Genomic DNA, 25366 nt, shown 5'->3' on the forward strand with positions numbered 1-25366 from the left:
GCTCATCGCGTCGTGGCGCGGCTATTTCTGCACAGCGAATACCCAGACCACCCCGCCTTGCGGCACGTTGTTTTCAACCCCGACGTTCTGGGTGGCGAGCGCATCCTGGATGCGTTGCGCGTCAACGCCCCAGCCGGACTGGATCGCGATATACTGGGTGCCATCCATCTCATAGGATACCGGCATACCCATAATGCCTGAGTTGGTCTTCAGCTCCCACAAGAGTTCGCCGCTCTTCGCATCGAAAGCGCGGAAGTTGCGATCGTTGGTCCCGCCGACAAAGACGAGATCGCCCGCGGTCGCCAGTACCGAACCGAACAGTTGCGATTTCGGGAAGTTGTGAGACCAGACTTTCTTGCCGGTTGCGGGATCCCAAGCCTGCAATTCGCCGATGTGTGTGGCGCCGGGACGGAGCGTCAGACCGATGTCCTCAGGCTTGGTGCCAAGCCATAGTTCGCCAGGCTTCAGCGCAACCTTCTCGCCGGTGAAGCCGCCGCAGGTGTTCTCGTTGGCCGGCACATAGACGTACTTGGTTCTCTGGCTATAGGCCGCCGAAGGCCAGTCCTTGCCGCCCCACAGTGACGGGCAGAACTCGACCCGCTTGCCGATCACCGGCTTGTGCGCAGGGTCGACAATCGGCTTGCCGGTCTCGGGCTCGATGCCTTTCCAGACGTCGGTATGAACATAGGGCCAGCCGGCTACGTAGCTGATCTTGTCCGGCTGACGCTCCAAGATCCAGAAGATCGCGTTGCGGCCCGGATGGATCAGGCTCTTGACCGTGCGGCCATCTCTTTGCAGGTCGACCAGTATCGGTGCCTCTACTTCGTCCCAGTCCCAGGAGTCGTTCTGATGGTACTGAAAATGTGTCTTGATCTTACCGGTATCGGGATCAAGGCCGAGCACGGAGCTCGTATAGAGATTGTCACCCGGGTGTGCGTCTCCCGGCCACGGCGCAGCATTGCCAACGCCCCAGTAGATGGTCTTGGTGTCCTTGTCGTAATTACCGGTCATCCAAGCCGATCCGCCGCCGGTCTTCCAGTCGTCGCCCGTCCAGGTTTCGCTGCCGGGTTCACCGGGCGCTGGAATGGTGAAGGTGCGCCACAGCTCCTTGCCGCTATTGGCGTCAAAGGCCACGACGTAACCACGGACGCCGAGCTCGCCGCCAGAGCCGCCGACAATGACTTTGCCGTCGATGACGAGAGGCATCAGGGTGAGATACTGACCTTTCTTATAGTCCTGGACTTTGGTGTCCCAGACCACCTTGCCGGTCTTCGCATCGAGGGCAACCACGTGATCATCGGTTGTGGCCAGATAGAGCTTGTCCTGCCACAGACCGACCCCCCGATTGGTCGGATGCAGCTGGAACAAATCATCTGGTAGCTGGCGCTTGTAGCGCCAATACTCTTCGCCTGTTTTGGCGTTCAGCGCGATCACCTGCCCCATCGGGGTGGTGACGAACATCACACCGTTGTTAACGATCGGCGGCGCCTCGTGGCCCTCGATCACACCGGTGGAGAAGGTCCACACTGGCCTCAGATTCTTGACGTTCGAGGTGTTGATCTGCTCGAGCGGACTGTAGCCCTGTCCGTCATAGGTCCGCCGATACAGCATCCAGTTGCCGGGTTCGGGATTTTCCAGACGGGCCTGGGTTACCGGGCTGTAATTTTCAATCGGCCCGCCGAATGCGGCGGCCGAGAAAAAGGTCGTGCACGCAACACAACCGGACAATAGCCATTGCCTTTTGGTCATGGACGTCATCTCCCTAAGCTCTTTCTGTTGCCCACCATCAGTAATGTGATCAGCTGAGGCACGGGAAACGATGCGACTACTCGTCACCCTGCTTGTTGAGCACCTACCTTTCCAACGAATGTTGCAGCGATGGTGAGCGAGCCGTCGGCAGTTGCAAGCGGCAGCGCTGCCAAGCGTCGGGGCGCGGGTCCGAACACGACTTGCGCGCTTTCCCGGGGATTGAACTCGGAATTGTGACAAAAACACTTGAGAACGTCGTTGTCGCCTACGTCGGACTTCAGCCAGCCGGTGACAGCACATCCGGCATGAGTACAGATCGCCGAATAGGCTACAATGCCCTCAGCGGAGCGCGAGCGCGTCTCCTCATCCATCTCCCCGGGATCAAGCCTTATGAGAAGGACTTCGTTCAGCCGCGAGCCGTTGCGGACAACCGAAGTCTTTGGGTCCTTTGGCCAGGCATGCAGCGGCGCCTCACCGAGCCTCACGTCGTCGGGCACGATGATGCCGCCGGCGCGGTCACCCTCTGAGACCACAAGAAGATCGCCTTTCCTCGGCCGATCGCTGGTGCCGGGCTGGTCTTCCTGCGCCGCAGCGAAGCTCCTGGCCGTCAGAAACGCTCCGAGCGTGGCGAAGAAAAGTGAGCGTCGCGTTTGCTTCCGACTTCGCATTGGTCCGTCTCCACGCTGGAGAGCCTCGAAGTCAGGCACGTGTGGCTTCTCGGGCGAGACGCAAGAGCAATGGACTACACGCCAGGCGCGCGGTCGCGCCTGCCTTGGCGAGGCTCAGCTCACCGCTGCTTTTCGCCGCTACCCGGCGCCCCCGTGGAGGTGCCACTGGTCGAGCCGGTTGTCGGCGGAGCAGTGTCAGTCTTTCCAGGGGGATGAGCAGAAGCACCTGGCTTTTCCTGCTCACCGACATAGCCTGACTCGCCGGACTGGCGGGTCTTGATGCCCTTGTCCGCCTCCTCCTGCATCTGCGGATTCGGTGCCGTCGGCTGCTGGGCCAGCCCCGGCAAGGCGAACGTAATTCCAACAGCTACAAGCATCGCAACGATTGTGGTTCGCATAGCAGTCCTCCCCATCGCAGCGCGCACTTTGTACGACAACGAACGCACCGGCCCGCAAAAGTTTCCTCGCACATCATCCGTATTTGCGAAAAGGCGATTCCGCATAAGGGGGTGGCGAGCAGACCCGGCTTTAGAGCGACGTTCGGCGGCGGCATTCGCGATCGCCGGGCTTGGAGGTGTCCGACTGCCCGGCGGCTTTCGGTGGTCAGGTAAGGACGTTAGCGTAGCGGACAGCGATGCAGCGGCACCTCGACACTTCCGGGCTCAGCCGTCGCCGGCGATGTTTTGACGGGCGCGCATCCTGTGGGTGATCAGGCCGCAACGCTACCGAGCTTCGCCGGTTCGAGGGCGTCGAACCACCCACCTGCACTCGCGCCGTCAGGGGCACGTTCCAATGGAAGGGGATGGTGCGTGCTAAACGGCTCGCGGTCATCTTGCCGCGCGGTTAAAACGCGCGCGACAATGCGTAGCATTGTCTTTCTGATTGTACGGGTCGTTTTTTAGAGAGGCAATTTTATCGATCGTGGGTGCGCTCTTTCAGAGGGGCCAGCACATGATTGAGCTTTGGATCAAGTGGTTCGAGTCCCTGGCCTCGGTCGAGGGGCTGGCAGCCATCGTCGTTGTTGCCGTAATGACCGCTGGCGTTCTTACGCTGATTGAGGGGCGGCGCAATAGGACCAAAAAGCGTTAGCTGCAAGAACCAAAAGAAAGGCCAGCTGGACCAGGGTGGTTCCGCAAAGTAAGTGGCCCTACAAGATGCTCGTATGCAGGAGGATCAAATGATCGTCGCTCATGCAAGTTGGAATGCTCCTTGGCGAGAGACATTCTGTATCTTCGCGCTGTTGAGCATGCTGGTCGCGGCTCCGGCCCTTTTGATAATATTCCTGCTGGACTCGCAACTCGTCTTACCAGCGGTCAGTCTTCTGTTTTTCTCGGATGCGATGATCACCGCGCTCTTGGCCCTGGCAAAGTCAGGGGCTGCAACAGTAGGCAAAATTTCTCTGTGGGATATTGCAGGTGCGTTCACAATGATCGGTTGCGCCGCAGCGATTCTTGGCGAGCCGGATCAAGTAGCACTGCTTTTCGGGCAGACCGCCGGACCACATTCGGACGCCGCTGCCGGAGATAGTTACCTTAGCGATCGAGCCGCGAGGGACTAGAACTAGATCTGTATAAGGGCTTTGGAGGTAACTCGTATGGGTCGAGCTGGCAGATAAATACGCGCCTCGCTCGGAGCCGAACCTGGGACCATGACCCTTGATAGACCATCTTCATCCGGATGTTCTTAGCGCACTCGTGCAGGTCGTTTTGATTGACCTCGTGCTCGCTGGTGATAACGCCATCGTCATCGGCCTTGCTGCAGCGGGACTTCCCCAAGCGCAACGAGCCAAGGCCATTTTGATCGGGATCGTCGCCGCGACGATACTGCGTCTTCTCTTAGCTGGGATAGCCACGCAAATCCTGCAGATCGTCGGCCTTTTGCTCGCTGGCGGGATTCTGTTGCTGTGGGTATGTTGGAAAATGTGGCGAGAGTTGCGCACGTCTCCCGCAGGGTCCACTGTTTGGAAAGGGACTATAGGAGCCATTGCAGAAAGCAAACCCCGCAAAACGCTCTTCCAAGCGAGTTGGCAGATTATCGTGGCCGACGCTTCCATGTCTCTCGACAATGTCCTTGCCGTCGCAGGGGCGGCACGCGATCATCCAGTAGTCCTGATTTTCGGCCTGGGGCTTTCCATCGCGATGATGGGCCTGGCCGCTTCTTTCATTGCCGGCCTTCTGCAAACTCATCGATGGCTCGCTTACGTCGGACTGGCCGTCATTCTCTATGTGGCAGTTGAGATGATCTGGCGCGGAACATTGGAGATCACGAAGGTCGCATCGATATGATGGCCCTGTTGTGTCCGATGGCCCCGTTGTGTCCCACGGCACGTCAATGCCTAAAATTTCAGTTGTCCGACGAGATGCTGTATGCTCTCCACTCAGGGAAAGGCTGCGCTGCTTTGCCCCACACAGTCCCATGCCAAATTCTTGCGAATTCGCAGCGCTTGGGAGCGATTTTGCGCTAGCTAGCTGGTCGGCCACGGATTTCGGCCTTGAGGGTCACGTGTCCCCATTCTCGAATCTACTGATCTTGCACAAATTGATGGCCGCGTTTGCAGCCGTGATAGCCGTTATATTTGTGAGTGGCGCAATCGTATATGACAGACTGGGCGTGATCGAAGATGCCAAAAACTGGCGTGTCCATACCACTGACGTGTTGGACACGCTAGAGATGGCGGTAGCCGCAGCGCTTGATCAAGAAACGAATCTGCGCGGTTATTTGATCAGCGGCGACGAGAAGTTCTTGATTCCATACCGCGAGGGCGGCGACAACTTTATCGCGGCGAGCCGGAAACTTAGAGCACAGACATCGGATAACCAAGACCAACAGAACCGGCTTGATGAATTGAACAAGCTGGCGACTATGTGGCGCATCGAGACCGCCGAGCGCGAGATCGCGCTGATGGCGAATCCCGCGACTCGCGAGGAAGCGCGCACGTTGGAGGGGGCGACCGGCAAAGCTGCCATGGATGCAATCCGTGCCAAGGCAAATGAAATCGAGAAGGCTGAGCGCGATCTGTTGGCGAGGCGCGACGCCGTGCAGAAGCAGGCGTACGCCACTGCATACACGGCGACCGCGCTGGGCGCCGCAGCCTCGCTCCTGATCGCGGTGTTGATGGGCATCCTACTGACGCGCGTTATCGCGACGCCGATCACCCGAATGACCGGCGCCATGACCGCACTCGCCAAGGGCGACACTAGCGTCGACGTGCCCGGGATTGATCGGCGTGACGAAATCGGCGCGATGGCGGGTGCGGTCGAAATTTTCAGGAAGGCTGTCATTGAACGCCAAAAGACCCAGGTCGAACTCGCTCATGTTAGTCGTGTCGCGACCATTGGGCAGCTGACGGCCTCGATTGCCCATGAAGTCAATCAGCCGATCTCAGCTGTGCTCACCAATGCGGACGCCGCCTTGAACTGGCTGGGCAATGACCCGCCCAATCTAAACAAGGCCCGCGAGTCCCTCGAGCACATTGTCGCAGATAGCCGACGAGCTGGCGAGATCGTCAACCGGATCCGCGCTATGGTCAGGAAAGCGCCGGTACCCAGAAGCCGCATCGACCTCAACGAAGCCGTGCTGGACGTCGTCGCGATGGTCCGAAGCGAGGCGGTGAGGCATAAGATTTCGCTACAGACCCAACTGGCGGAGGACCTGCCGCAGATCGAAGGTGAGCGCATTCAGCTGCAGCAAGTGCTCCTGAATCTGATCCTCAATGCCATCGAGGCCGTGAACAGCGTTGAGGATGGCATGCGGGAGCTGCAGGTCAGTACCGAAAGAGACGTTGCGGGCGACGTACGCGTCTCCGTGCGAGACTCGGGTCCGGGGCTCGACTCGACGAGTGAAGAGCGCGTTTTCGAAGCGTTCTACACGACCAAATCGCATGGCTTAGGTATGGGCCTGGCCATCTGTCAGTCGATCATCGCAGCTCATGGTGGACGGTTGTGGGTCACGAGGAACAAGCCTCGGGGCGCCGTCTTCCAGTTCACCCTGGCTCCCCACCAGGACTAGGCCCCGTTTGGCCAGGGCCGGTGTGGCTGGGCGTATGCTTGGGGATTGAGCGGGGCACCGATTTGGGCTCTAGCTCGTCCAAAACAACGTCTGCTCCTGCTATGGCTACGGAGCGCTCGGCCGCAATCACACTGACTGTCACCTGCCAAGTGTTCAAATTAAGGGGTGGGGCGCCTAAGCCGCGGTAGGCCGGCTTTTCCGTGCCACACCGCATTACGCAGGGAGGGGCGGCTCGCGGCCTACGTGCTCCGGCGCGCTGCTATTGTGCCTCAGGTTGCCTTCGCAAATTCCGTCGAACAATGTCAGGAAAATGGCGGCATTCGACATGACTGAAGACATCATAGTCCTGGGCGGCTTGGCCATCCTGTTCTGCTGGACCTACATCTGCTTGCCATTGATCTTTTACAGCTGAGTAGGCGCCGGTGTGACTGAGCCGAAACATGAACTGCCGATCGAAGTTCGATTGCTGCAGTGCGACCGGCCGACCGATCAAACCAGCTGGAGCGCCGGCTATACTGTGGACAACGAGTACGACGACGAACCATCCTTGGCAGCGTCGATCCCTCGATGTGGCGCGGCGATCAGGCACGGTGGACCTCTGGTAGCAGGGTCGTGAGCAAGACGAGGAGGATTCGGGAATTGGGGATCGCGACGGCAACACGCCCTTAGCGGAGACGATTCCAGCCGACTATGGTGAAGCTCTATGGCCTGCCGGTTCCCGCCGGCGGGCTCGACGAAAAGGCCGCAGCGATTGAGACTCGCTGCGGCCTGCGCCGTGTCAAAAAGACCGGGTGAAAGAGTTAGGTGCAATATGAACGCCAGCCCCGGTTTGCCGAATTTTCCCGGCACCTCCGGTTCCGGCCACAACAAATGTGAATCAAAAGCGCCTGCGTGCCCCGAATGTCCCGAACGCCTCAGCGGCCTGTGCGACCTATTAAATCATTCTGCGGCCTTCAGACCCTGTTCCGTGGGCTCGTAGCGCTGACCGTGCTTCACCAGCCAGCCACCTTCAACCATCTTCTGCGCCAAACCAGCGAACATGCCGGTTGGCTGCCGCCCGGGTGATATACGCCGTCTCTGCGCTCGACGAGAAAGCCGTAGACGCGCGCCAGCCGTAGCGGCTTGAGCATGCCGGGAATGAGGATGATGGAGTTGGTCATTGCTTCCCAAGCGCGCGCCATGCTGAACGTTCCGAAGCGCAGCCTTGGCGACGAGGACCGAGGGCGTGGCTTACAGCTTGAGAAAGCTACGGCGAGCGGGACGAGCGGCTTCACTCTGGGCTCGCAACAAAGAAACGGCCCCAGGCCAAGGGGAAGGACCCAGGGCTGGGGCCGCTCGGGCTAACAAGTTAGATAGCCAGATGCGTCTAAAACGCATGCAGACCAAACTCGGGCAGGACGGTCACGTTCCTATTTGCGGCATCGGCTTTCGAGGCGGTTGGGGCTCCGAGGGCGACGATGCGTCGAGTCAACCTGTGAAGTTACAGGGTTACGCCTGCCTCTCGTCGAAGGTAAACCTCGGCGGGCTTCCCGTAAGCTGGTGTGCACGCGTGCGGAACGTAGCCTGGCAGGTGGTCCGTGCGACTGAAACGAAAGGGGCGTGTTGCGCCCCGCCTCGCTTAGTTCTCGTCAGGAACAGAGTCACCAATGTTCGGAAACGAACAGAACGACGCTGCGAGCTGGGAGTAAGCTCGCAATTGCTTGACCTTCCCCAAGGTCCAAGCAGACCTCCAGCGGCCCCGGCCTCCCACCCCAAAAGCCCCCCGGCCGGGGCTGTCGTCCTCCGCTATCTAAAGCCCAACCCCCGCTCGCGATGTGGTGTGTTTAGCCATAAGCAGCGCACGCCAACTACGGCGCACCACTTTCAATAGAAACTGCCGCCTCGCCATCGTATTTCTGGCTTGCACAGTTTTCCCCGGCTATCAGGTCAGGACTTAGCCTTCCACGTTGCGCAGTTGCCGACTCCTCGCGCCGTCCGGCCCGACACGATCGACGCGAACCTGGCCGTCGGCCGTGCCAAGGTCGATGCGAGCGATACTTTCGAGCAAGCCGCTGCGCATCTCTCGTCTCGGGAAGTCTTGTCGATCTTGAACGACGGTTCGGTGTTCTCGGCGGTGCTGCAGAAGCGATGAACACGCGCCTGGTGCGCCTCGCCCGGCAGGCGCGCCTTGTTCCGGCCGGCCGACGCATCCCGTACGGACGCGGTGCGCGCGCCGACCCTGAACTCCCACGCCGAAATTCTGGAGCAAGCTGCCGAAACCACGTGGTCGCAGCCGGCGGCGCGCGGGCAGTGAGAGAGGGCGGTGCACACGCATCAGTTGACGCTTCCGCCAGCCGTCTTGGCGACGACAGGGCCGCCTCGGTCTGACGGCGGCTGCGCCAGCTCAGAGCAGCGCGAACACCGCAATCACCAAGCCCAGGCTTGCGGCGGTCACGCACCAGCATGACAGTTCAAGGAGTCGCATGAAGGGCCCCCCAATGAATGGCCCTGCCGCAACGGATCCTATCCCCGGAACCCGGCAGCCGGAACCGAAACTTTTTCGTGGCTTCATGACTTCAGGACAGGGGCACTTAGGACGCGAGGCACAGCCATGCCCCTCATGCCGCTGGGCGACATGTTTGCTACGGTCGCCATCATGGTCGTCGCATTCCTGGCGGAGGTCGCCTTCTTCGTGCTGCTGGGTATCTTCTGAGCTACGCTCCCTTGCGGCCAAATAGTTGCTCTTCAGACGGCTAACATCTCGGAACGTCCAATGTCGACCTTGGCAAGGCTCCTGGCACGAAAGCAGCGGCTCATGGATCAGCTCGAGAACGATCCCGGCCCAAACGAGCGCGAGGAGATCGAGAGGGTGCTCTCGCAGATCGAAACCGCTCTGACGTGGCTCGATCCGAAGGACAACCAGTGGAGAAGGCGAGCAGCCGTGACGCCGCGGACCGGGGCGGCCCCGTTACGCGAGCCTCGTTCATCCCCGACCGCCGATCGCAGAACGGCGAGGAAAACGAGTCCGTATCCCGATTGAGGGCCGGGCTCCGTACGGATCGAAGGATCGACGCCGCCCATCGAAATTTGGATGCCTAGGGGCCGAGCGCAAATTGGAGAACCACGACGCACCCGCCGGCGAGGAGGCAGGAAACGACTTCCAGGGTCCAGTCCGGTCTCGAACTCCCGTCAGCCACGCGTCCGATGAATTCAATCGCCTTTCTCAAATCGCGCCTCGTCATTCATCGTCCGGCGGAAGCCGCTCGAGATAATTTATCCCGGTGTATGTGAGCTCGTCGGCGTCGATCTCGCGCGTTTCACCACTCCGCTGCAGGTGCCGCTCGAGCAGACATCGGCGTCCGTCCGCCGGATCGACGTCATCGTGCCTGCGCAGATACAGCGTCCACGCCGTCTCGACTGCCCGTTTCAGGGTCTGCTCTTCCGCCATCGACAAGCCTCCAGCAAAGCTGGTCCGTTTCGGGGCCCAACGCCTCCTCCAGGCCAATGTTTCCGATCTTTCCCGACCGCCTGTTCGAATTCAAAGATCGTCGCAAGGAAGCCAGGAACGTCGCGCCGTTCTGCCGGATTGATCTGCATTGGAGCCAGAACATGAACAGCCCCGATCATGATGGCTTGTTTCGCGCGGTTCTGGACGCTCGACGAGTCCTCAGCGAGGACCAGATGGGCTCTCTGGATCCCGTCGAGACCTTGCGGCGGCTGCGGGCCGTCCTCGACGGCGACGAATTGGTCCACGCCCTGGATCGGTTGAACCGTCAACAGGTGTCCCGGCTCGAGCGCTGAGGCACTTCGCCGGCCGCTGCGAAGGGCCGCGTGACGGCCGCCTTGCCGGCCATTTTCCGGACGTTACCGTCGTCGCCTCGGAGCGGATCGACCGGGCTCCGCGAAGAGGCGCCGAAATCCGCCTTACAGCGCGCTCAGATCGTCCGGCACGTCGCCGAATTTCCGGATCAGCATGGCGTCGCCGAATTCGCCAGTGCTCGGATCTCCGGTCCGGCTGAATGCGACCGCGCCGGCGCAGCCCGGTTTCCGCGACAGCGCTTCGGCCCGCATGATCGCGGCGTTGGCGCTCAGACACTCCACCGCCTCGCCGGCCGCGACACCGTCGTCGGCCAGCACGAACGGCAGCGCCACGTAGTAGGCGACGTCCATCGCGGTCACTCCTTGCGATCGCGCGCTCTGCGGCCGCGGCCGCGCGCGTAACCGGCCGAGACCTCGGACCGGAGCGCGTCGAGCTCGGCCTCAAGGAAATCGTTCGCCAACAGCAGCGCCTTCACCGCTTCCCGGGCGTCTGCGTCGCAGGCGGCGATGGCCTGGTCGGCCGCGGCCTCCAGATCCTCGGTGGCGGATGCGGATGGCGCGAGCTCGGCGGGCATGTCGAATGTTCCCTTTTCGTTCGCGCAGAGTCAAGCCCGTGCTGCGGATTGAGGTGGCGCAGCAGACCGAGTTGGGAATGAAATCGCAAGGGCGACGGGCAGGTGTCGGAACTGGCGCGTCTGGTTCGTCTTGAATCCGAGCTGCCTCTGTCTGTGGAGTTCTGCGTATCATGGCCCCGCGCGCCAACTGGAAAGGCTTTTTGAGGTTGTCCCTGGTGACCTGCCCGGTGGCGCTCTATCCGGCCACCTCGGAGAGCGAAAAGATCTCGTTCAACCAGCTCAACCGGTCGACCGGCCACCGCATCAAGTACCTCAAGGTCGACGCCGACACCGGCGACGAGGTGGCCAACGAAGACATCGTCAAGGGCTATGAGCTCGACAAGGGTCAGTACATCGAGGTCACGAAGGAGGAGCTCGAGGAGATCGCGCTGGAGTCCACGCGCACCATCGAGATCGATGAGTTCGTCGACAAGTCCGACATCGACCCGCGCTATCTGATCCGCCCCTACTACATTCGCCCCGACGGCAAGGTCGGCCACGATGCCTTCGCCGTGATTCGCGAGACCATCCGCGAGATGGACAAGGTCGCGATCGGGCGGGTCGTGCTGACCAACCGCGAGCACATCATCGGCCTGGAGCCGATGGGCAAGGGTCTCGTCGGCACGCTGCTGCGCTACCCTTATGAGGTCCGCAGCGAGCAGGAGTATTTCGACGAGATCCAGGACGTGAAGGTCACCAAGGACATGCTCGATCTCGCCAAGCACATCGTGAACCAGAAGGCGGGCCAGTTCGATCCGGAGAAGTTCGAGGACCACTACGAGACCGCTCTGATCGAGCTCATCAACCAGAAGCGCGCCGGCAAGCCGATCACGCCCAAGTCGAAGCCAGTCCCCGGCAACGTCGTCGACCTGATGGAGGCGCTGCGGCGGAGCGTCGGCGGCGCTGCGGCCGAGACTGCGGCCACAAAGAAGCCGGCCAAGAAGCCGCGCAAGGCGGCGGCCGGCCAGAAGGAGATGCTGATGCCGATCGCCGGCAAGAGGCCGGCGAAAGAAGCGGTCGCCAAGAAGCCGGCGGCCAGGTCGCAGAGGAAGTCGGCTTAGTGCCCCCGCGCAGGAACCAAGCGGCCCGAACGCCGGTTGCTCCGCTACGGCCACGGGAGGATCGCCATGGATATGCGGGAAACCTCTGCGATGACGGAAGCCTCCGGTCTCGTCGACGATCCGGAGGGCGCTACGCTCGTGCCAGGAGCCAAGCCTGTTGGCGAGGCAGGCAATCCACGACAGCTCCGCCCGTCCTCGGATGCCGCGATGCGCTGGACCGACCAGTTGCGCAAGGTGGCCGTGAAGGCGCCGCTGCAGTCGCTCTTTGTCGCCTTCTTGCTGGGCGTGTGGGTGGCTCGCCGGCGCTAGGAGAGCTGGCAGCCGCGGCACAAACCTGATGCCCCCGAAGCTCAAGACATTTCAGGCCTCGCTGGGCTTTCTACGATCTCGCGATCGCGGCGCCCTCGATGAAGGCGGCGCTTGAGGCGTGGGGCGCAGGCAGCAATCTCTTCCATCAGGGCGCCGCCAAGGAGACCGACGATCCGGATGTGGTCGTCGCGACGATGTCGAAACCGGGCGTGGTGCTCAAGCGTCCCGCCGGATCGAACGGTCGCTTCGCCGAGCACTCCGATCTCCCGTCCAACCTGGAGTCCAGCGAAAGAGAGGGTCAGCGGGCGAGACGTCGCCCGAGGCCTGCGAAGCGAACCGCTCCGAAGATCAGCGAGCAGGCGGCCCGAAAGGCCGCGGCCGATTTCGAGAAGGAGCAGAAACGCCGCGATGCCGAGCGCCTGCGAGAACAGGCCGCCATGGCAAGGAAGCGCGAGCGGCGGGAAAAGGCAGTAGCGAAGGCGCAGGCGGCTTTCGAACGGGCAAGGGACCAACATTTGGCCAACGCGCGCGGCATCGAGGCCGAGCGTGCGGCTGTCGAAAAACAAGCTCAGGACGAGGAGAGCCGGTGGGAGAAGCAGACGGAGAAGCTCGAGGCAGCCCTCCGTCGGGCGCGCGAATAGCGGCGGCGTAGCGCGAGCCCGGCGGTCATTGCCGATTTGTCTCGACTCGGGAACCAAACGAGCATCTACTTACGTGATCATCGCGCCGCCCTGTGGCATCTATCGGTGACTGCGAGACCGATCGCGCTCCCGCCCCCTCAAACGCGGAGAAGCGCCATGCAGCGTCGGCGTTCCAAACCGCATTCATTCGCAGAACGGCTTGCCGAGGAAAGGATCCGCCTGCAGCTATGGGCGGAGACACTACCGTCTGGCCCCGCCAAGCAGCAGTTGCTTCAAAAGATCCAGCAGATCGAAACGGCCGATCGCATCGACAAATGGCTGTCGTCGCCGGGCTTGCAGCCGCCAAGGTGACGTCCGATGAAGGACATCCGAGCGCATCTGGAGAAGCTGCAGGTCCAGACCGCGGAATGCGAAATGATCAGCGACCTGGCGACTGATCCGAAGAAGCGCGAGCTGTTCACCCGGTTGGCGGACCACTTCAATACCCTCGCCGCGGAGCTTGAGCGGGCGCTGCACGAGCAGCAGGATGGCCCTCCGAGCGGCGCCCAAGGAACATTGGAGGGCAAGAAGCATTGAGCCGGAAATACATTCCGGGGGCGACGCTTCGGAGCCGACTATGCGCGGTGTCGCCGAAATTCTCGAACGTAAGCGGGAGCTGCTCGATCGACGTCAGGAAGCTGGGCCCGCACGGTTTGCCGCGGTCGAGCGCGAACTGGAGGAAATCGATGCGCTCCTGACCCGGCTGGAGTCGGGAGGCAGCATCTACCGTCCCGCAGTAGTTTCCTTATGGCCCGAATCGAAGACTACGCACTGATTGGCGACTGCGAGACCGCAGCACTGGTGGGGCTCGACTCCATCGACTGGCTTTGCCTGCCTCGATTCGACTCCGACAGTTGCTTCGCAAGGCTGCTCGGATCCGAAAACAACGGCTTTTGGCGCGGCGCGCCCGTGGGGTCGAGCTCAGCCGAGCGCCGCTACCGGCTTGGCACGTTGATCCTGGAGACGACATTCAGAACCGTCGGCGGCAGCGTTCGTGTCACGGACTTCATGCCGCCCATCGCCTCGTTCGGATCGTCGAAGGACTCGGTGGCCGGGTCGAGATGCGGAGCGAATTGGTCGCGCGCTTCGACCACGGCGTCTCCGTGCCGTGGGTGAACCGGATGACATCGCGCAGGCGGTGGCCTGGCTGGTTTCGTCGACGGAGGGATGAGCCTCTACCCAGGATTCGCGACCGGTGGCTAATCGGGAGTCGTTCGGAAAGGAGGAGTGCTATGCTGCAGAGCCATCAGGAGAGCGACCGCCGCCACCGGCGACTGTTTGCATCGATCGCCAACAAGGCCTCCCAGGCGGCCGGCCGAGCGTCGACCTTTGTTCTGGCCTGCGCGGTCATCGTCATCTGGGCGGTCACGGGACCGCTGTTCCGGTTTTCCGACACTTGGCAACTGGTCATCAACACCGGCACGACCATCGTGACGTTCCTGATGGTCTTCCTGATCCAGAACTCGCAGAACCGCGACAGTGCCGCGATCCAGGTGAAGCTGGATGAATTGATCCGGACGGGCATCGTCCAGAACAGTTTTGTAGGAATCGAGCACCTGACCGCGGACGAGCTGGAGGATCTGCGCGCGCGCTGTGAAGAACGCGCGAAAGCTGTCGCCGAAGATGTTGTCGAGCGCAAGACGGTGACGGCCGGCAGAGGCCGGAGAGCCGCGACGGACTAATCTGCTTCCGCCATCCGCTATTCCGGAACCCCGGAATCCTTTGCTGCGTTGATCCGACACACGAACAGGAGGAGCCGATGGCGGCAGCGAAGAAGACGGCACGCGGACGCAAGCAGGACCGGGCGCGCGTGGCCGGCGGGCAGGACTACGAAGTGAGCTACGAATCGAAAAAGACCGGGCGGTCCGCCCCGGCCGTTAAGAAAGCGGTCAAGAAGGTCGGCACCAGCCGTAAACGGGTCGAGAAGCGCCTCGGCCGGTAGTCACTAACCGCGCGCCGTTGTACTGCGCGGCGCGCCGGCTAATTTTCCGGCGAGCACTCGGGGCAGGTGTCTCCGATCGAATCCAGCACGCCCTTGACCTCCGCTGCCGCCTCTTCCGGAGAGACTCCGTCCGGCGGCTCCTGCCTGGCGATCTCCAAGGCCCGTTCGCGCGCATGCGGATCGGAGCGGTCTTTGGCCCACCCGTGCTCCTCGCATTCGTGGATGGCTCCGGCTTCCTGCAGCACGCTGATTGCCCAGCCGTGCAGCGTCCGGCTCGCCGGCCGTCGTTCCCTCGTCATCAGCATAGAAGATCGCTCCTGCGGAGAAGAATCCTTTCGCCCTCTCGCTCGTTCCGGACGGTTAGCACGGGCAGGGATTCGCAATCGTCAGGGCTTCGGCTTGTCCACTTGTTCCAAGTGCCTGTGCAGAACGCTACGTTCCGGATGCCGGGTCTTCCTTCATCCCGCGGGCCACGATGCGCAGCGTCCCGTCCGGAAGGGGCCGCTGCAGCTTCAACGCTTCCTCCGTGGGCGCGGTCATCCACGTTTCGACCTCGTCGAGCATTGTCAGGATTACTGGCATCGCTTTTGGATGGATGGAGCCAACCTCGGCGTTCGCCTCGGTCGTCAGGAACGCATAGAGGTCGTTTGTTGTCTCGCCTTCCTTGACCTTCCGAACGGATGTCCAGTTCGTCCAGATGCCGCCGAAGCATGCGAGAGGCCGGGTCTCATCTAGTGCGAACCAGATGTCTCCGCCTTCGGCCTTGTTGAACTCGCTGAAGCTATTGAACGGCACCACGCAACGGTGCTCCAGACCCAGCCAACGCGTCCAATGCTTCGATTTCACGTTCCGGATGTTGGTCGTTCCGGAATCCGGCTCCATCAGAAGCAATTCTTTGAAGTCCACCGTCTTACCCTTGGCCTGCAGTTTCTCGGCCCGCTTCTAGTCGCGTCCATGAGCGCTTTGGATGAGGACGGCATGCCCCAGCGCGCGGTCGCGAGCTGGCGGCCACCGGCGCCGGTCCGGACGATCGGCGCCTTGTAGTCAGGGAAGACACCGGGCATCGGCGCGAGGTTGCCGACGTACCTGTTGACGACGCGGAATAGCGCGCTGATAGCGGCCTGGTCGTGGTGATCGAATATAGATTGCACATGTTCCACTGATCTGAGTTCCTAGCCCGACCTAACGCTCCTCAGTCGGGTGCACCCACTTATAGGGGGTGATCTGCCTTGTCTCGGTTAGCTTGATCATCCGGGCGGGCGGCGCGTAGCGAGTGGTGCGACATGATCGGCACTTAAGAGAAGCTTCCAGCTTCCAAAGGGGGGTGTCCCGACGCCGGCGGATCGCGTCCAGCGGCAGGCTTGCTCGCGTCTTGCAGCGGGCGCACTCGACCTCTAGCCATGCAAGTCCGCCATTCAGGCATTGACCGATCGTCGGAGAGGGCTGGGCAGGGCCGCCGTAACCCTCCATGCGAACCGACCAGGCCTCGGCTTCTGCCCGGTCTGCCTCACGGATGGCCTGCTGGGCACGCTCGCGGGCTCCCTCAGCATGGATCTTCGCGCCCATGATCCGGCCGCCCCAGATGACCTCTCGCGACTTGGTGCTCATGCGAGATTGATTCCGGCGAACCTGGCGAGAGGCAAGCCGCTAGCCCTAGAGACCTGCCGTCATATCGCGCCAAAAGGTTGGTCAAGTGCGAACCGCACCATTTGACGCGATGTCACCAATGCAACTTTGGCCAAATGACAGTGACGGCAATCCCTATAGAAAGCCAAATAGCGATTAACCCTATCAGGGCTGCAGTTGCGCGAAGCATGGAGGGGTGGGACTCGCTTTTTATTTTCATATCGTAATACGACCATAAGCAGATCGCCCCCGCAACACAGAGAAATAGCGGGGTAAAGCACCCGCCCGGCTGTTGCAGATCCAAGCGGGCGTTCGTTGGCGACCACTCTAAGGGCTCGCGACACTAACGGAAATAATTCGGAATTGAGAAAATGCAACTTGCTCCGTCGGGCAAAACAGGCGTTTATAGAGCGCTGGCTCTAACGAAGAGAGGACCAGCGCAATGGCCGACGAAGTCGAGACTTCCGATCTCTCCAAGATCGCCAAGCTCAACGGGGATTTCAAACGGAATTACGGCCCGGTACTCGGTGCCTTTCTATATCTCCGTTCGATCAGCGCCGCGCGTGGACGATCCTGGCTTTGGTCCGCGTTGGCGTCAATCGTAGGTTCGCTTGCGCTGGGCTGGATCGGAAAGCACAGTTCATCTTGGCTTTCAGAATGGCTGGGATAGGCTGGACGTGGCCAACGGTAGGGGCGTTCCATGGGAACTGCGCTCACTGTCCAGAATGCCAGGTTGCTCCGACGACGCGAGAATGAGCTCCGGGCAGCACAATACATCCGAATGTCGACAGATCGACAACAATACTCGATCGCAAATCAGATGGCCTTGATCGCGAGCTACGCGACGGAGCACCGGCTCGAGATCGTGCACACGTATATGGATGAAGGCATTAGCGGGCTGAGGATCAAAAATCGCCAGGGTCTTATCGATTTGCTCAATGACGTGCAATCGGGAGCCGCTGACTTCGCCAACATCCTGGTGCGGGACGTCAGCCGCTGGGGACGGTTCCAGGACACGGATGAAAGCGCCTACTACGAGTTTATCTGCAAGCTGGCCGGCGTGAAGGTGATCTATTGCGCTGAAATCTTCGAAAACGATGGAAGCCCGATGTCCGGCCTTTGGAAAAGCATGAAACGCCTGATGGCGGCCGAGGACAGCCGCGACAAGTCAGCAAAAGTTTTTGCAGGACATTGCCGGATCGTAGGGCTCGGCTATCGGGTGGGTGGTCGGCCGGGTTTTGCACTGCGCAGAGAACTGGTCGATGCAACGGGCAAATCGAGGGGCTTTCTCCAGCCTGGCGAGCAGAAGGCATTGCACACCGACAGAGTCTTGCTGCGAGCCGGGTCCCCCGATGAAATCGCGATCGTGCGGTGGATATTCGAAAGCTTCGTTGGCGGAAAAGGGGAAACCGACATCGCCCGCGAGCTTAACGCAAGAGGCATCGTCAATCATTGCGGCGTCCCGTGGGATCTCCAGATGATCGGCCGCATGCTTCGCAATGAAAACTACATCGGCAACGCTGTCTATTATCGGACATCGAGCTACCTGCGGCAGCGTCGCGTCATCAACGGCAAGGCCAAGTGGATCCGCAAAGAGGGCGCCCTTGAGCCAATTGTACATCGCAAGGTGTTCGATGACGCTCAGCGGATCATCGAGCGTCGAGTGCGACAGCAGCTGTCGTCCGATATGTTGCTCAAGAAGTTGCGCGTTCTTCAGCTCCGGCTAGGCACTTTGTCTGCCGATGCGATCAATCGGGCGAAGGGTGTGCCCTGCGCGTCAATATATGAACGCAGGTTCGGCAGCCTTCGCAAAGCGTATGCGCTGATCGGTTTCGTTCCTCCCGAAGACTACAGCTATATCGATACGCGCGACCACCGCGTGAGTCTCATCCAGCAACTCGCTGCGGCGATTGCTGCTGGCGTGCCTAACGTGGGCCCCGGTCTCATTCCTGAGCGAGCGGGAGGTTGCCTGGCCGTGAAGGATGGGTCCTTCATTTCATTGCGCGTCGCCCGCTGCTGGCAGCATCCCCAACGGCACTGTCGGGTCTGGACGCTACGTCGTAGCTCCAAGCAGCATTCCGGTATCGCCGTTGTGGTCAGGCTGGATCAGCAGAATAAGGCGGCTGTCGACTATATCCTGACGTCGAGAGACCGCATTCCGGAGCGGCCGTTGATAGTGACCGAGGCTGTCGTGGGAAAACGTTATCGGAACAAGTTTAAACGCTCGACCGATTTGATTCGCGCGTTGAAGCGCGAACTGAATCGTTAAGTACGGGCGAACTACTACCGCGCGTTGTGGGTCGGCGAACCCGAGTGGGCGAGCCCCTTTAGGCAAGCCTATCCCTTCGTACACCAAGGGAGGTCGAGGCGCGACAAGTGATCGTGGCGCCACTCACAAATACTTTCTGGCCCGCTGCGCTTAATGAGCATCTTGATAGGTTCCGCCTGGCCTACAACGACGTGCAAGGCAATCAGCGTCGCCCCTATTGGGTACGTTGCCCGATGGAAGCGCACGAACTCGATCCGGGCCATCAACAACATTCCAGCAATAATGATCAACGGATCAGTAAATACGAAGTACTCGACCTTCAGGCCACGACGAACGCCAAGAGCATCAATTGTGAGTGCGGCAAACATTAAAAGGGTGGCCTGACAAGCGATCCTCCTGTGGCCCCGGCGCCATGCGTAGACGATACCCGGCACAATTAGCCACGTTAGGAAGACTGTGGGGCGCGGAGAGCTAAAAAGGATGAAAGTGTAGCGCTTGAGAACGCCGACTACGCCTGAGAACAGAAGCCCCATCGCTCCTACTGGGTTTTCGGCTGTCTCACGGACATTCGAATGGTCGACGCCACCTCCAGAGCCCGTTACCGTCGGCAGCGGCCGCCGAGTAGCGCACTCCATGGCCGGCAATGCTCTAGGCCGTCCTAGACAGCTATCGTTCCGATTTCATAAGCTGCCGCGGAAGCACGAGCACCCCATTGATTTCGCGCTCGAGGACCTTCGCGGCAACGATCGAAATGTGCAGCGCAAACTCGTCTTCCATCTTAGCTGCTGCGTCCTCGTCCTGCGCGTAGACGTAAAGGATATCGCCGTCCACTTCGTCGAACCGGACTGCCCTGAACAGTCGGTCGAACCGGTCCGCCCCAACGATCAAGGCCATACGAGCAGCTATCGCCTGATCTTGGACGTCAGTGACCATCATGGCGGAGCGCACCTCGTAGTCGACTGCCGAGTTGGCGAGCAATGCCAACACTCGTTCACCTTCGGCAATACGCCTGGTAATCCGACACTGCGCTTTCGAAGTCATTTTGCGCGGAGCGCAACCGGCGAAACTCAGAAGAGCAGTCGTCTGCCCCGTCACTCGAGCTCAGGCATCGAGTGTATCGCCTTAGGTAACTTTCGATGTCGCTCAATGCGGAGTTGTACGAGGAAATTGCGCTGCTGCAATCAGCGTGGGCGGTCTTGACAGACGCGCAAATCACGAACGCCGCTGCAACGATGATCGAGAGAGCTTGGTGCCACCGCTCAGTACGCGCCTTTCGCCGGAACACGTTCATTGCTAAACTCCGGGCGGCCCTTGAGCGACGTCAATGACATGGCGGTCAGGACCAACGGTGATCACTATTGTGTAGCTCTTCTGAGCTCCGCCTTGATCCGTCGGCGGCGCAAGGTGCAGTTGGCCTCCGTACCATTCGCCAGGCAGGAGCGTATTGTCTTTGATCACCGCCTGCTCGAGAACTGCCATATTGCGTTGGCCTGTTTCGATCGTGGCAGAAATCATCGCTTCGTTCTGAGCGGTCGCGTTGCCTTGCGCAATTGCCGCGGCCGTCGGGCTGTAGAACGTGCCGGTTCGTCCGCTCGGCGTCGTGTAGCTGCCGTAGCCGGCTCGCGAGGCGCTGTATGCGTTTGCACCGGCCGCGACCCCCGTGAGGAGCGCGGCCGAGACCTGCCGGTTTTTTTCCTCCTGAACCAGCATCTCGTACGTGACAATCTTCATTTCGAAGTCCGAACCAGCGGCGTGCTGCACCGCTTCCACTTGCCCGACTCGAAACTCGACAGGCTGTCGGCTCAGATTGTTGATGCCGACCACGAAGACTGGCCGGCCGTTCGCTTGTAGCTGACGGGCAGCCGGCCGAACGAGGATCACAGAGCTTTTCTGTCGAGAGACGAGGGCAGGTTGCCCGTCCCTCATCAGAGCTTGCTGCTGTGGGTTGGACGTTTTGAACGAAACAGTCTCGCCGGCCGTCATGCAGCCAGCCAACGTGGCGCAGGCCGCCACGATTACCAAAATGCGCATGCTGAAATCCCCCATCGGAAGGAGATATGCAAGCTCAACCAGCGCGCGAGATCAATAGGGCCTTCGCTGGATCGATAAAAATACGGATGAAGCACGACCGGTGAGAGGGCGTAAGAGCGGTCTCGCGATACGCGGATTCCGGTTAATCCGGCTTCTGGCTGTTCTCAGCGAGCCGCACCTTCTCTCTGAGCTGCTCAACGTCCTCCATTGCTTTAAGCAATCTCACCAGATCGGAGACCATGTGTGCCACAGTGGGCTTGCGCGGCTTAAGGACTCGAGATTTCTGTTTCATCGTGAAACGGCTCCCTGCCAAGACCGACGGAGATTGGCTGGCTCCGCAAGGAGCGTGCCAGCCGGAGTGCAAACGCTTTCGATGCGGGGCCCGCCGTCGGCGGTCGGAAATCTCCCACCTCTTAGTAGTTGCCCAGTTCGCCAATGTGCAGAAACATGTCTGCTCGATCGGGCGAGGCGGCTGGCATGGGTCTTTCAATTCGGTTCTACCTTTTCGCTGAGGATGGGCTTCAGGTGATCTCGCAGCGCGTGATGATGGGGTTGATCCGCGGCAAAGATGCTATGCCGCAATATGCCGGCACGAGGCAGAGGGTCGCTGATGTCATCCTCGAAAACGATGGAAAGAAGCCGGTCCGCATTGAGAGGACACAAGGAAGCTATCTGACGTTCGACGAGAACGGGCAGGTGCACAAGGACCTGGTGGCATCGGGGTTCGCGGCGCTCGAGACGGGAATGGCGCTTGATCGGGCGCTTAAACAGCCACAGACAACGATCGTTGACCTTACTCCCAAGCTTAATCGTGAGAAGTGGGAGCGGGAGAACCGGTGGACTCTATCCAAGGACGATTTGGACGCTATTGCGGACGACATCTGGCAGCGAAAAAAAGCCGGTCAGCCCAGGATCGAACGGGCCAAGGGAGCCGCCCCTAAGCCTCCGAGGGTGACGTATGAAGCGAAGGAAGCCATACAGGAGGTGCAAGGCCGGATCACTAGCATCGACAACAAGCTGCGCTGGCTAAGCGAAGCCGACCTCAAGGGGTTTTCCTTTGAGGCCTATGAAATCTCCAAGGGAGATACAAGCCGCCCAATTTGGATGGGTGTTGTGCAACTCGCCGATCGCTACCGCGAGATCCAAGCCCGCCGGCGTAACGGCAAGGGCACGTGGTACGCGGTTCTAACCATCATGCGTTGGGACTCGACTCGGCGAACGGCAGAGACGACGGCCACATTTCACAAGCAATGCAGCTCAAAGGCAGAGGCCGAGGAGACGGCGCGGAGCATGCTTGTTGAGCACGCCAAGAACTTCAACGGTGAGACGTCAATCGAAGCTGAGGTGCTTTGCGATCTCGAGTGGGACGAAGAGGGTGAGATGAGGCTGCTGTAAAAGCCAGAACACGGCGAGAACAAATTCCCCAACCTTTCCCCGCTTGTTGCTGCTTAGTTCTGCTTTTTCGTGCCTGCACCTGCCGAATAGGCGCGAGTACGCAGTCGACAAAAATGCTTTGTTATCAGTGGTTTTGATGGTGGGCGCACAAGGGATCGAACCTTGGACCTCTCCCGTGTGAACCACAATCGGTAGATCCCAGTCAACCAAATCCAGCCATAGTTGGAATGTAGAAATTCCTTTATTTGATGGTGGTTATGGCCATACTTGGCCATAAGAGCCCATAGGTGACCTTACTACATTTTGTATGCCCCCGTTGTGCCCGCCCTGGGTTTTCCCTTGGGGCACAAAAAACGGGGGAGGTCTGAGACTCGGTTCTGTTTGGGTCTGTGGATCCTCCCTGCGCGGGCACACAACAAGGAGAAGGTCTGAGGCCCGGTTCTGTTCGAGGGCTGAACGCCTTCTTGGGGGGCACACCGGGTACAGAGAGAGGGAATGAATCATGACGGAGCCGGCCAACCATCTGACACTCACTGATACGGTGATCCGCAACGCAACGCTGCCGCCCGGTAAGTCGCAGCATTATCTCCACGACGACAAGCTGCCCGGCTTGGCCTTGCGCATGCGCGCCACCGGCGGCCGGACCTGGGTCTACCTCTTCACCAAGCCGGGGGTGAGGGGGACCCAGCGCAAGACCCTCGGCGCGTGGCCCAAATATAGTGAGAAGGCCGCGCGCAAGGCCGCCACCATCGCCGCAGGCGAGGTCGTCAAGGGCTTGGACCCGAACGACCCGAAGCGCGAGGCGAGGCGGCAACAAGCAGCCGAGAAGCAGCGCACCACGCTCGCGGCCCTCATTGTTGAAGATGGTCCCTACCAGATGTCCTTGACCGAACGTCAAGTCGTCAACTGGAAGCCAGCAATGTCGGCGCTGCGGCGCGGGCTCAAGGATCACGCCGAGACCGGCGTAGGGGACCTAACGCGACGGCAGATCATGGCTGCGGTGGACAAGATTGCCAAGACCGGCAAGCGCGGTGCAGCCAAGGACTTGCGCAAGCACGTGCATACCTTTCTCGAATGGTGTGTCGGCGAGGGCTATGTCGAGCACAACGTGCTCGCCGGCTATCGCGCGCCCAAGGAAACCCGGGCGCAAAGGGTCGGACGCCGAACGAAGGGGCGCGCTCTGACCGATGAGGAAATCATCAAGGTCTGGGATGCATCAGGCAAGCTCGGGGCTTTCGGTCTCCTGGCACGCATGTGCCTGCTTGGCGGCCCGCGCCGCAGCGAGCCTACCATGATCGAGTGGCGAAAGCACATCATGGACGACCGGATCACCTTCGATGCGGCGTGGACCAAGATGGGACTGCACCACGATGTGCCGCGCACTCACCTGGTTGACGAGGTGCTCACGGCCGCGAAACATTTCCAGCGGGCAACCTCCGACTATGTCTTCCCGTCGCCAAAGACCGGCGGCCAGATGTCCGGCTTCACCAAGATGGTCAACCGCCTGGTCAAGGAAGCGAGCGTCGCCAAGTTCACCATGCACGACTTAAGGCGCAGCTTGCGTACCATCATGTCACGCTGTGGCTACGACAACGAAATCCAGCGTCTATGTGTTGGGCAAAAGCCCAGCGGAATCGATCAGGTCTACAATCACGACGAACAGTGGATCATCCGCAAGATGGCCTTTGAAGCTGCTCACGACTACATTGCGGAGTTGGTCGGCGCGAAACGGGTCGGCAAAATCGTGCGCCTTCAGCGGACGAATCCACTTGACCCGATCAAGGCAGAGCTCCTCGGCCGTCTCCGTGAGCATTATGCGGCTGAGGCGCCTTAGTGGTCTTGTCGCACTGGGCCAGGTAGTCGCGCACCGCGTCGACACGATAGAGTGGCCGGCCATCGACGTAGCGCCATTTCAGCGGGTGGTTTGGATCGCGCCGCCACTGCTCCAGCGCGCCAGGCGTGCGCCGGATGACCGCGGCCGTCTCTAATGCCGTCAAATTGGAGCTACCGGGCAGCGTATCGATATCGAACGTCGCGGGCGGCGGCATGCCACGGTTTTTGCGTGGCCGCTTCGTAGCGTGCAGCTTCTTGCCACCGTCTGGCAACCCTAATACCTCGATCGGAGTCTTCCCGCCCATGCCTGCGCCCGAACCGTGACCCGCTGAGGCAATAGAAGCGCAGGCTTCTTCAGGAACAAAGAGATCTAGAGCTTAAGCATAGCTGCCGGGTAGCTGTGGCGTGCAAAAAGGACGAATTGCATCCATTTGCCGAGAGGTGATGGGGGCTCGTGCGCCCGAGCCGTTGGTGTACTTGACCGCGAGGTTCGCGGTTGACTCCGTGAGCACGTTTGCACCCGCTACCAGCTTAAGCTGAGCGGAGATGAACTCCAGAACCTTGCCTAAACCGGGAGCGGCAACCAAGGTCTTCGGCGTAGCGCGAAGTGCCTTAATGTCCGCGTTGGTGAGCGTGACGATCGTTACGTGGATGAGGGGAGTAAGGCATAGGTAGTCTTGTCAACGTCATCGGTCGTGGTCATTCCGACCGCGGTAAAGCCGATACCCAGGCCTGAGCCGACCTTCACTCCGTTGATCGTGACCTAACTGATAATACCTCTAGTATGCACTACACTGCGCGCTCCTTCGGCGCTCGCTCCTTCTTAGGTGTGCATACGGCGCACGTAATCGCCGGAGAAATCGAAGTCAGATAGCTACTGCTGCCCGGCTGGAAGGACGTCGGCAACTTTAGTGGACGTATTGTTTGCAGGTGCCTGCACAGGTGACCATTTGACCGGCTCAATGAGCAGCTCGTCTGGCGTTTCGGTTTTCTTCATCAGCACGGAGCCGTATTTGCTCTCTTGCGCTGGAAGTCGTCGATCGTGGCTCCGAAGTTATTATCCTTCATCCACTGGTGAAGCTCTTTTTCGACGGCAAGTGAGAAGATGTAATCTCCGTTGGTGGCGTGTGCTTCGATGCTTTTGCGATCGATGTTCTTCGCGCCATTCGAGATCGACGATGAAGTTTCCGATGTTGCGGAAGCGTTCGGATCGTCCGTCTAGGTATTTCGATCGAATGTAGTGGCCGATTGTTTGACAGTTTCGGACATCGAAAATTCGATGTTGTCGGAGATTGTGATCGATCCGTTTTCGTATTCGGAGAGGTGGTCGTCTGAGAGCGCGAATAGCTCGTTGAATTCGTCCATGTTTGAAGTGTACCGCAC

The 25366-nt window shown here is 60.4% G+C and carries 30 protein-coding genes and 1 pseudogene; 18 read left to right on the forward strand and 13 right to left on the reverse strand.

What is annotated here, in order from left to right; all coding sequences use genetic code 11:
- Nucleotides 1-21: 21 nt before the first annotated feature.
- From IVA79_RS08205 to IVA79_RS08215, 3 genes are all read right to left on the reverse strand, one after another.
- Entirely contained in the window at nt 22-1749 is a 1728-nt protein-coding gene (locus IVA79_RS08205) for a methanol/ethanol family PQQ-dependent dehydrogenase (protein ID WP_247551701.1), read from the reverse strand.
- 83 nt (nt 1750-1832) lie between these two features.
- Nucleotides 1833-2417, reverse strand: coding sequence for a Rieske 2Fe-2S domain-containing protein (locus IVA79_RS08210; RefSeq protein ID WP_247551703.1), 585 nt, complete (start codon nt 2415-2417; stop codon nt 1833-1835).
- Nucleotides 2418-2536: 119 nt separating this feature from the next.
- On the reverse strand, nt 2537-2815 hold the full coding sequence (locus tag IVA79_RS08215; RefSeq protein ID WP_247551705.1) for a hypothetical protein: 279 nt from the start codon (nt 2813-2815) through the stop codon (nt 2537-2539).
- Between the two features lie 779 nt (nt 2816-3594).
- On the opposite strand from IVA79_RS08215, the gene IVA79_RS08220 reads away from it, so the two are divergent.
- From IVA79_RS08220 to IVA79_RS08230, 3 genes are all read left to right on the forward strand, one after another.
- Nucleotides 3595-3975 (forward strand): hypothetical protein, encoded by a 381-nt coding sequence (locus IVA79_RS08220; RefSeq protein WP_247551707.1) that lies wholly within the window; start codon nt 3595-3597, stop codon nt 3973-3975.
- A 97-nt stretch (nt 3976-4072) separates the two neighbouring features.
- Complete coding sequence (locus IVA79_RS08225) at nt 4073-4702, forward strand: TerC family protein (RefSeq protein WP_247551710.1); 630 nt, start codon at nt 4073-4075, stop codon at nt 4700-4702.
- A 217-nt stretch (nt 4703-4919) separates the two neighbouring features.
- Nucleotides 4920-6425 carry a CHASE3 domain-containing protein gene (locus tag IVA79_RS08230; RefSeq protein ID WP_247551713.1) on the forward strand — a complete coding sequence of 502 codons (1506 nt, stop codon included), beginning with the start codon at nt 4920-4922 and terminating at the stop codon, nt 6423-6425.
- 992 nt (nt 6426-7417) lie between these two features.
- Here IVA79_RS08230 and IVA79_RS08235 read toward each other — a convergent pair.
- Nucleotides 7418-7585, reverse strand: coding sequence for a hypothetical protein (locus tag IVA79_RS08235; protein WP_247551715.1), 168 nt, complete (start codon nt 7583-7585; stop codon nt 7418-7420).
- A 740-nt stretch (nt 7586-8325) separates the two neighbouring features.
- On the opposite strand from IVA79_RS08235, the gene IVA79_RS08240 reads away from it, so the two are divergent.
- Complete coding sequence (locus IVA79_RS08240; protein WP_247551717.1) at nt 8326-8556, forward strand: hypothetical protein; 231 nt, start codon at nt 8326-8328, stop codon at nt 8554-8556.
- Nucleotides 8557-9642: 1086 nt separating this feature from the next.
- Here IVA79_RS08240 and IVA79_RS08245 read toward each other — a convergent pair.
- Entirely contained in the window at nt 9643-9852 is a 210-nt protein-coding gene (locus IVA79_RS08245) for a hypothetical protein (protein ID WP_247551719.1), read from the reverse strand.
- 56 nt (nt 9853-9908) lie between these two features.
- Between IVA79_RS08245 and IVA79_RS08250 the strand changes: the two genes are divergently transcribed.
- Nucleotides 9909-10205: a hypothetical protein gene (locus tag IVA79_RS08250; RefSeq protein ID WP_247551721.1), complete on the forward strand. Its 297-nt coding sequence runs from the start codon at nt 9909-9911 to the stop codon at nt 10203-10205.
- A 123-nt stretch (nt 10206-10328) separates the two neighbouring features.
- Here the strand turns inward: IVA79_RS08250 and IVA79_RS08255 are convergent, their stop codons facing one another.
- Nucleotides 10329-10574, reverse strand: a complete 246-nt coding sequence (locus IVA79_RS08255) for a hypothetical protein (RefSeq protein ID WP_247551723.1) — start codon at nt 10572-10574, stop codon at nt 10329-10331.
- Nucleotides 10575-10579: 5 nt separating this feature from the next.
- Nucleotides 10580-10798 (reverse strand): hypothetical protein, encoded by a 219-nt coding sequence (locus IVA79_RS08260; protein ID WP_247551725.1) that lies wholly within the window; start codon nt 10796-10798, stop codon nt 10580-10582.
- A 170-nt stretch (nt 10799-10968) separates the two neighbouring features.
- Here IVA79_RS08260 and IVA79_RS08265 point away from each other — a divergent pair, with 170 nt between their 5' ends.
- From IVA79_RS08265 to IVA79_RS08305, 9 genes are all read left to right on the forward strand, one after another.
- Complete coding sequence (locus IVA79_RS08265; RefSeq protein WP_247551728.1) at nt 10969-11898, forward strand: Ku protein; 930 nt, start codon at nt 10969-10971, stop codon at nt 11896-11898.
- A 66-nt stretch (nt 11899-11964) separates the two neighbouring features.
- Complete coding sequence (locus tag IVA79_RS08270; RefSeq protein ID WP_247551731.1) at nt 11965-12207, forward strand: hypothetical protein; 243 nt, start codon at nt 11965-11967, stop codon at nt 12205-12207.
- 98 nt (nt 12208-12305) lie between these two features.
- The gene (locus IVA79_RS08275; RefSeq protein WP_346658157.1) at nt 12306-12848 is read left to right on the forward strand and encodes a cell envelope biogenesis protein TolA; all 543 of its coding nucleotides are present in this window, start codon (nt 12306-12308) and stop codon (nt 12846-12848) included.
- Nucleotides 12849-13004: 156 nt separating this feature from the next.
- Nucleotides 13005-13199: a hypothetical protein gene (locus IVA79_RS08280; protein ID WP_247551733.1), complete on the forward strand. Its 195-nt coding sequence runs from the start codon at nt 13005-13007 to the stop codon at nt 13197-13199.
- Between the two features lie 6 nt (nt 13200-13205).
- Nucleotides 13206-13424 (forward strand): hypothetical protein, encoded by a 219-nt coding sequence (locus tag IVA79_RS08285; protein ID WP_247551736.1) that lies wholly within the window; start codon nt 13206-13208, stop codon nt 13422-13424.
- A gap of 40 nt (nt 13425-13464) precedes the next feature.
- Nucleotides 13465-13662: a hypothetical protein gene (locus tag IVA79_RS08290; RefSeq protein ID WP_247551738.1), complete on the forward strand. Its 198-nt coding sequence runs from the start codon at nt 13465-13467 to the stop codon at nt 13660-13662.
- Nucleotides 13635-14003 carry a trehalase-like domain-containing protein gene (locus IVA79_RS08295; RefSeq protein ID WP_346658158.1) on the forward strand — a complete coding sequence of 123 codons (369 nt, stop codon included), beginning with the start codon at nt 13635-13637 and terminating at the stop codon, nt 14001-14003. Before IVA79_RS08290 ends, IVA79_RS08295 begins: the two co-directional genes overlap by 28 nt.
- 116 nt (nt 14004-14119) lie before the next feature.
- Nucleotides 14120-14569, forward strand: a complete 450-nt coding sequence (locus tag IVA79_RS08300; RefSeq protein WP_247551783.1) for a low affinity iron permease family protein — start codon at nt 14120-14122, stop codon at nt 14567-14569.
- Between the two features lie 77 nt (nt 14570-14646).
- A complete protein-coding gene (locus IVA79_RS08305) occupies nt 14647-14829 on the forward strand; it encodes a DUF3606 domain-containing protein (RefSeq protein ID WP_247551740.1) in 183 nt (60 codons plus the stop codon).
- A gap of 38 nt (nt 14830-14867) precedes the next feature.
- Here IVA79_RS08305 and IVA79_RS08310 read toward each other — a convergent pair whose 3' ends face one another.
- From IVA79_RS08310 to IVA79_RS08320, 3 genes and pseudogenes are all read right to left on the reverse strand, one after another.
- On the reverse strand, nt 14868-15134 hold the full coding sequence (locus IVA79_RS08310; protein ID WP_247551742.1) for a hypothetical protein: 267 nt from the start codon (nt 15132-15134) through the stop codon (nt 14868-14870).
- Between the two features lie 127 nt (nt 15135-15261).
- Nucleotides 15262-15982, reverse strand: a pseudogene (locus tag IVA79_RS08315) (SOS response-associated peptidase family protein).
- Between the two features lie 29 nt (nt 15983-16011).
- The gene (locus IVA79_RS08320) at nt 16012-16437 is read right to left on the reverse strand and encodes a hypothetical protein (RefSeq protein ID WP_247551744.1); all 426 of its coding nucleotides are present in this window, start codon (nt 16435-16437) and stop codon (nt 16012-16014) included.
- 460 nt (nt 16438-16897) lie between these two features.
- On the opposite strand from IVA79_RS08320, the gene IVA79_RS08325 reads away from it, so the two are divergent.
- Both IVA79_RS08325 and IVA79_RS08330 read left to right on the forward strand, forming a co-directional pair.
- On the forward strand, nt 16898-17125 hold the full coding sequence (locus IVA79_RS08325) for a hypothetical protein (RefSeq protein WP_247551746.1): 228 nt from the start codon (nt 16898-16900) through the stop codon (nt 17123-17125).
- A gap of 30 nt (nt 17126-17155) precedes the next feature.
- A complete protein-coding gene (locus IVA79_RS08330; RefSeq protein ID WP_256465557.1) occupies nt 17156-18724 on the forward strand; it encodes a recombinase family protein in 1569 nt (522 codons plus the stop codon).
- A 68-nt stretch (nt 18725-18792) separates the two neighbouring features.
- On the opposite strand, the gene IVA79_RS36910 is transcribed toward IVA79_RS08330, so the two are convergent.
- The 3 genes from IVA79_RS36910 to IVA79_RS08345 form a co-directional block, all read right to left on the reverse strand.
- Entirely contained in the window at nt 18793-19092 is a 300-nt protein-coding gene (locus tag IVA79_RS36910; protein ID WP_346658159.1) for a hypothetical protein, read from the reverse strand.
- A gap of 298 nt (nt 19093-19390) precedes the next feature.
- Nucleotides 19391-19708: a hypothetical protein gene (locus IVA79_RS08340; RefSeq protein WP_247551750.1), complete on the reverse strand. Its 318-nt coding sequence runs from the start codon at nt 19706-19708 to the stop codon at nt 19391-19393.
- A 309-nt stretch (nt 19709-20017) separates the two neighbouring features.
- The gene (locus IVA79_RS08345) at nt 20018-20755 is read right to left on the reverse strand and encodes a hypothetical protein (protein ID WP_247551752.1); all 738 of its coding nucleotides are present in this window, start codon (nt 20753-20755) and stop codon (nt 20018-20020) included.
- 477 nt (nt 20756-21232) lie between these two features.
- Between IVA79_RS08345 and IVA79_RS08350 the strand changes: the two genes are divergently transcribed.
- Both IVA79_RS08350 and IVA79_RS08355 read left to right on the forward strand, forming a co-directional pair.
- On the forward strand, nt 21233-22150 hold the full coding sequence (locus tag IVA79_RS08350; protein ID WP_247551754.1) for a hypothetical protein: 918 nt from the start codon (nt 21233-21235) through the stop codon (nt 22148-22150).
- Between the two features lie 502 nt (nt 22151-22652).
- Nucleotides 22653-23984, forward strand: coding sequence for an integrase arm-type DNA-binding domain-containing protein (locus IVA79_RS08355; RefSeq protein ID WP_247551756.1), 1332 nt, complete (start codon nt 22653-22655; stop codon nt 23982-23984).
- Nucleotides 23985-25366 lie beyond the last annotated feature (1382 nt).

The sequence above is a fragment of the Bradyrhizobium sp. 138 genome, assembly GCF_023074075.1.
Lineage (GTDB): Bacteria > Pseudomonadota > Alphaproteobacteria > Rhizobiales > Xanthobacteraceae > Bradyrhizobium.

Coding starts and splice junctions, on each gene's coding strand:
- IVA79_RS08280 (WP_247551733.1), top strand. CDS start 13,005: ATGCAGCGTCGGCGTTCCAAACCGCATTCATTCGCAGAACGGCTTGCC.
- IVA79_RS08345 (WP_247551752.1), bottom strand. CDS start 20,755: ATGCGCATTTTGGTAATCGTGGCGGCCTGCGCCACGTTGGCTGGCTGC.
- IVA79_RS08320 (WP_247551744.1), bottom strand. CDS start 16,437: ATGAGCACCAAGTCGCGAGAGGTCATCTGGGGCGGCCGGATCATGGGC.
- IVA79_RS08235 (WP_247551715.1), bottom strand. CDS start 7,585: ATGACCAACTCCATCATCCTCATTCCCGGCATGCTCAAGCCGCTACGG.
- IVA79_RS08325 (WP_247551746.1), top strand. CDS start 16,898: ATGGCCGACGAAGTCGAGACTTCCGATCTCTCCAAGATCGCCAAGCTC.
- IVA79_RS08260 (WP_247551725.1), bottom strand. CDS start 10,798: ATGCCCGCCGAGCTCGCGCCATCCGCATCCGCCACCGAGGATCTGGAG.
- IVA79_RS08250 (WP_247551721.1), top strand. CDS start 9,909: ATGTTTCCGATCTTTCCCGACCGCCTGTTCGAATTCAAAGATCGTCGC.
- IVA79_RS08285 (WP_247551736.1), top strand. CDS start 13,206: ATGAAGGACATCCGAGCGCATCTGGAGAAGCTGCAGGTCCAGACCGCG.
- IVA79_RS08205 (WP_247551701.1), bottom strand. CDS start 1,749: ATGACCAAAAGGCAATGGCTATTGTCCGGTTGTGTTGCGTGCACGACC.
- IVA79_RS08300 (WP_247551783.1), top strand. CDS start 14,120: ATGCTGCAGAGCCATCAGGAGAGCGACCGCCGCCACCGGCGACTGTTT.
- IVA79_RS08310 (WP_247551742.1), bottom strand. CDS start 15,134: ATGCTGATGACGAGGGAACGACGGCCGGCGAGCCGGACGCTGCACGGC.
- IVA79_RS08215 (WP_247551705.1), bottom strand. CDS start 2,815: ATGCGAACCACAATCGTTGCGATGCTTGTAGCTGTTGGAATTACGTTC.
- IVA79_RS08220 (WP_247551707.1), top strand. CDS start 3,595: ATGATCGTCGCTCATGCAAGTTGGAATGCTCCTTGGCGAGAGACATTC.
- IVA79_RS08330 (WP_256465557.1), top strand. CDS start 17,156: ATGGGAACTGCGCTCACTGTCCAGAATGCCAGGTTGCTCCGACGACGC.
- IVA79_RS08290 (WP_247551738.1), top strand. CDS start 13,465: ATGCGCGGTGTCGCCGAAATTCTCGAACGTAAGCGGGAGCTGCTCGAT.
- IVA79_RS08350 (WP_247551754.1), top strand. CDS start 21,233: ATGGGTCTTTCAATTCGGTTCTACCTTTTCGCTGAGGATGGGCTTCAG.
- IVA79_RS08355 (WP_247551756.1), top strand. CDS start 22,653: ATGACGGAGCCGGCCAACCATCTGACACTCACTGATACGGTGATCCGC.
- IVA79_RS08295 (WP_346658158.1), top strand. CDS start 13,635: ATGGCCCGAATCGAAGACTACGCACTGATTGGCGACTGCGAGACCGCA.
- IVA79_RS36910 (WP_346658159.1), bottom strand. CDS start 19,092: ATGTTTGCCGCACTCACAATTGATGCTCTTGGCGTTCGTCGTGGCCTG.
- IVA79_RS08255 (WP_247551723.1), bottom strand. CDS start 10,574: ATGGACGTCGCCTACTACGTGGCGCTGCCGTTCGTGCTGGCCGACGAC.
- IVA79_RS08275 (WP_346658157.1), top strand. CDS start 12,306: ATGAAGGCGGCGCTTGAGGCGTGGGGCGCAGGCAGCAATCTCTTCCAT.
- IVA79_RS08245 (WP_247551719.1), bottom strand. CDS start 9,852: ATGGCGGAAGAGCAGACCCTGAAACGGGCAGTCGAGACGGCGTGGACG.
- IVA79_RS08265 (WP_247551728.1), top strand. CDS start 10,969: ATGGCCCCGCGCGCCAACTGGAAAGGCTTTTTGAGGTTGTCCCTGGTG.
- IVA79_RS08270 (WP_247551731.1), top strand. CDS start 11,965: ATGGATATGCGGGAAACCTCTGCGATGACGGAAGCCTCCGGTCTCGTC.
- IVA79_RS08210 (WP_247551703.1), bottom strand. CDS start 2,417: ATGCGAAGTCGGAAGCAAACGCGACGCTCACTTTTCTTCGCCACGCTC.
- IVA79_RS08305 (WP_247551740.1), top strand. CDS start 14,647: ATGGCGGCAGCGAAGAAGACGGCACGCGGACGCAAGCAGGACCGGGCG.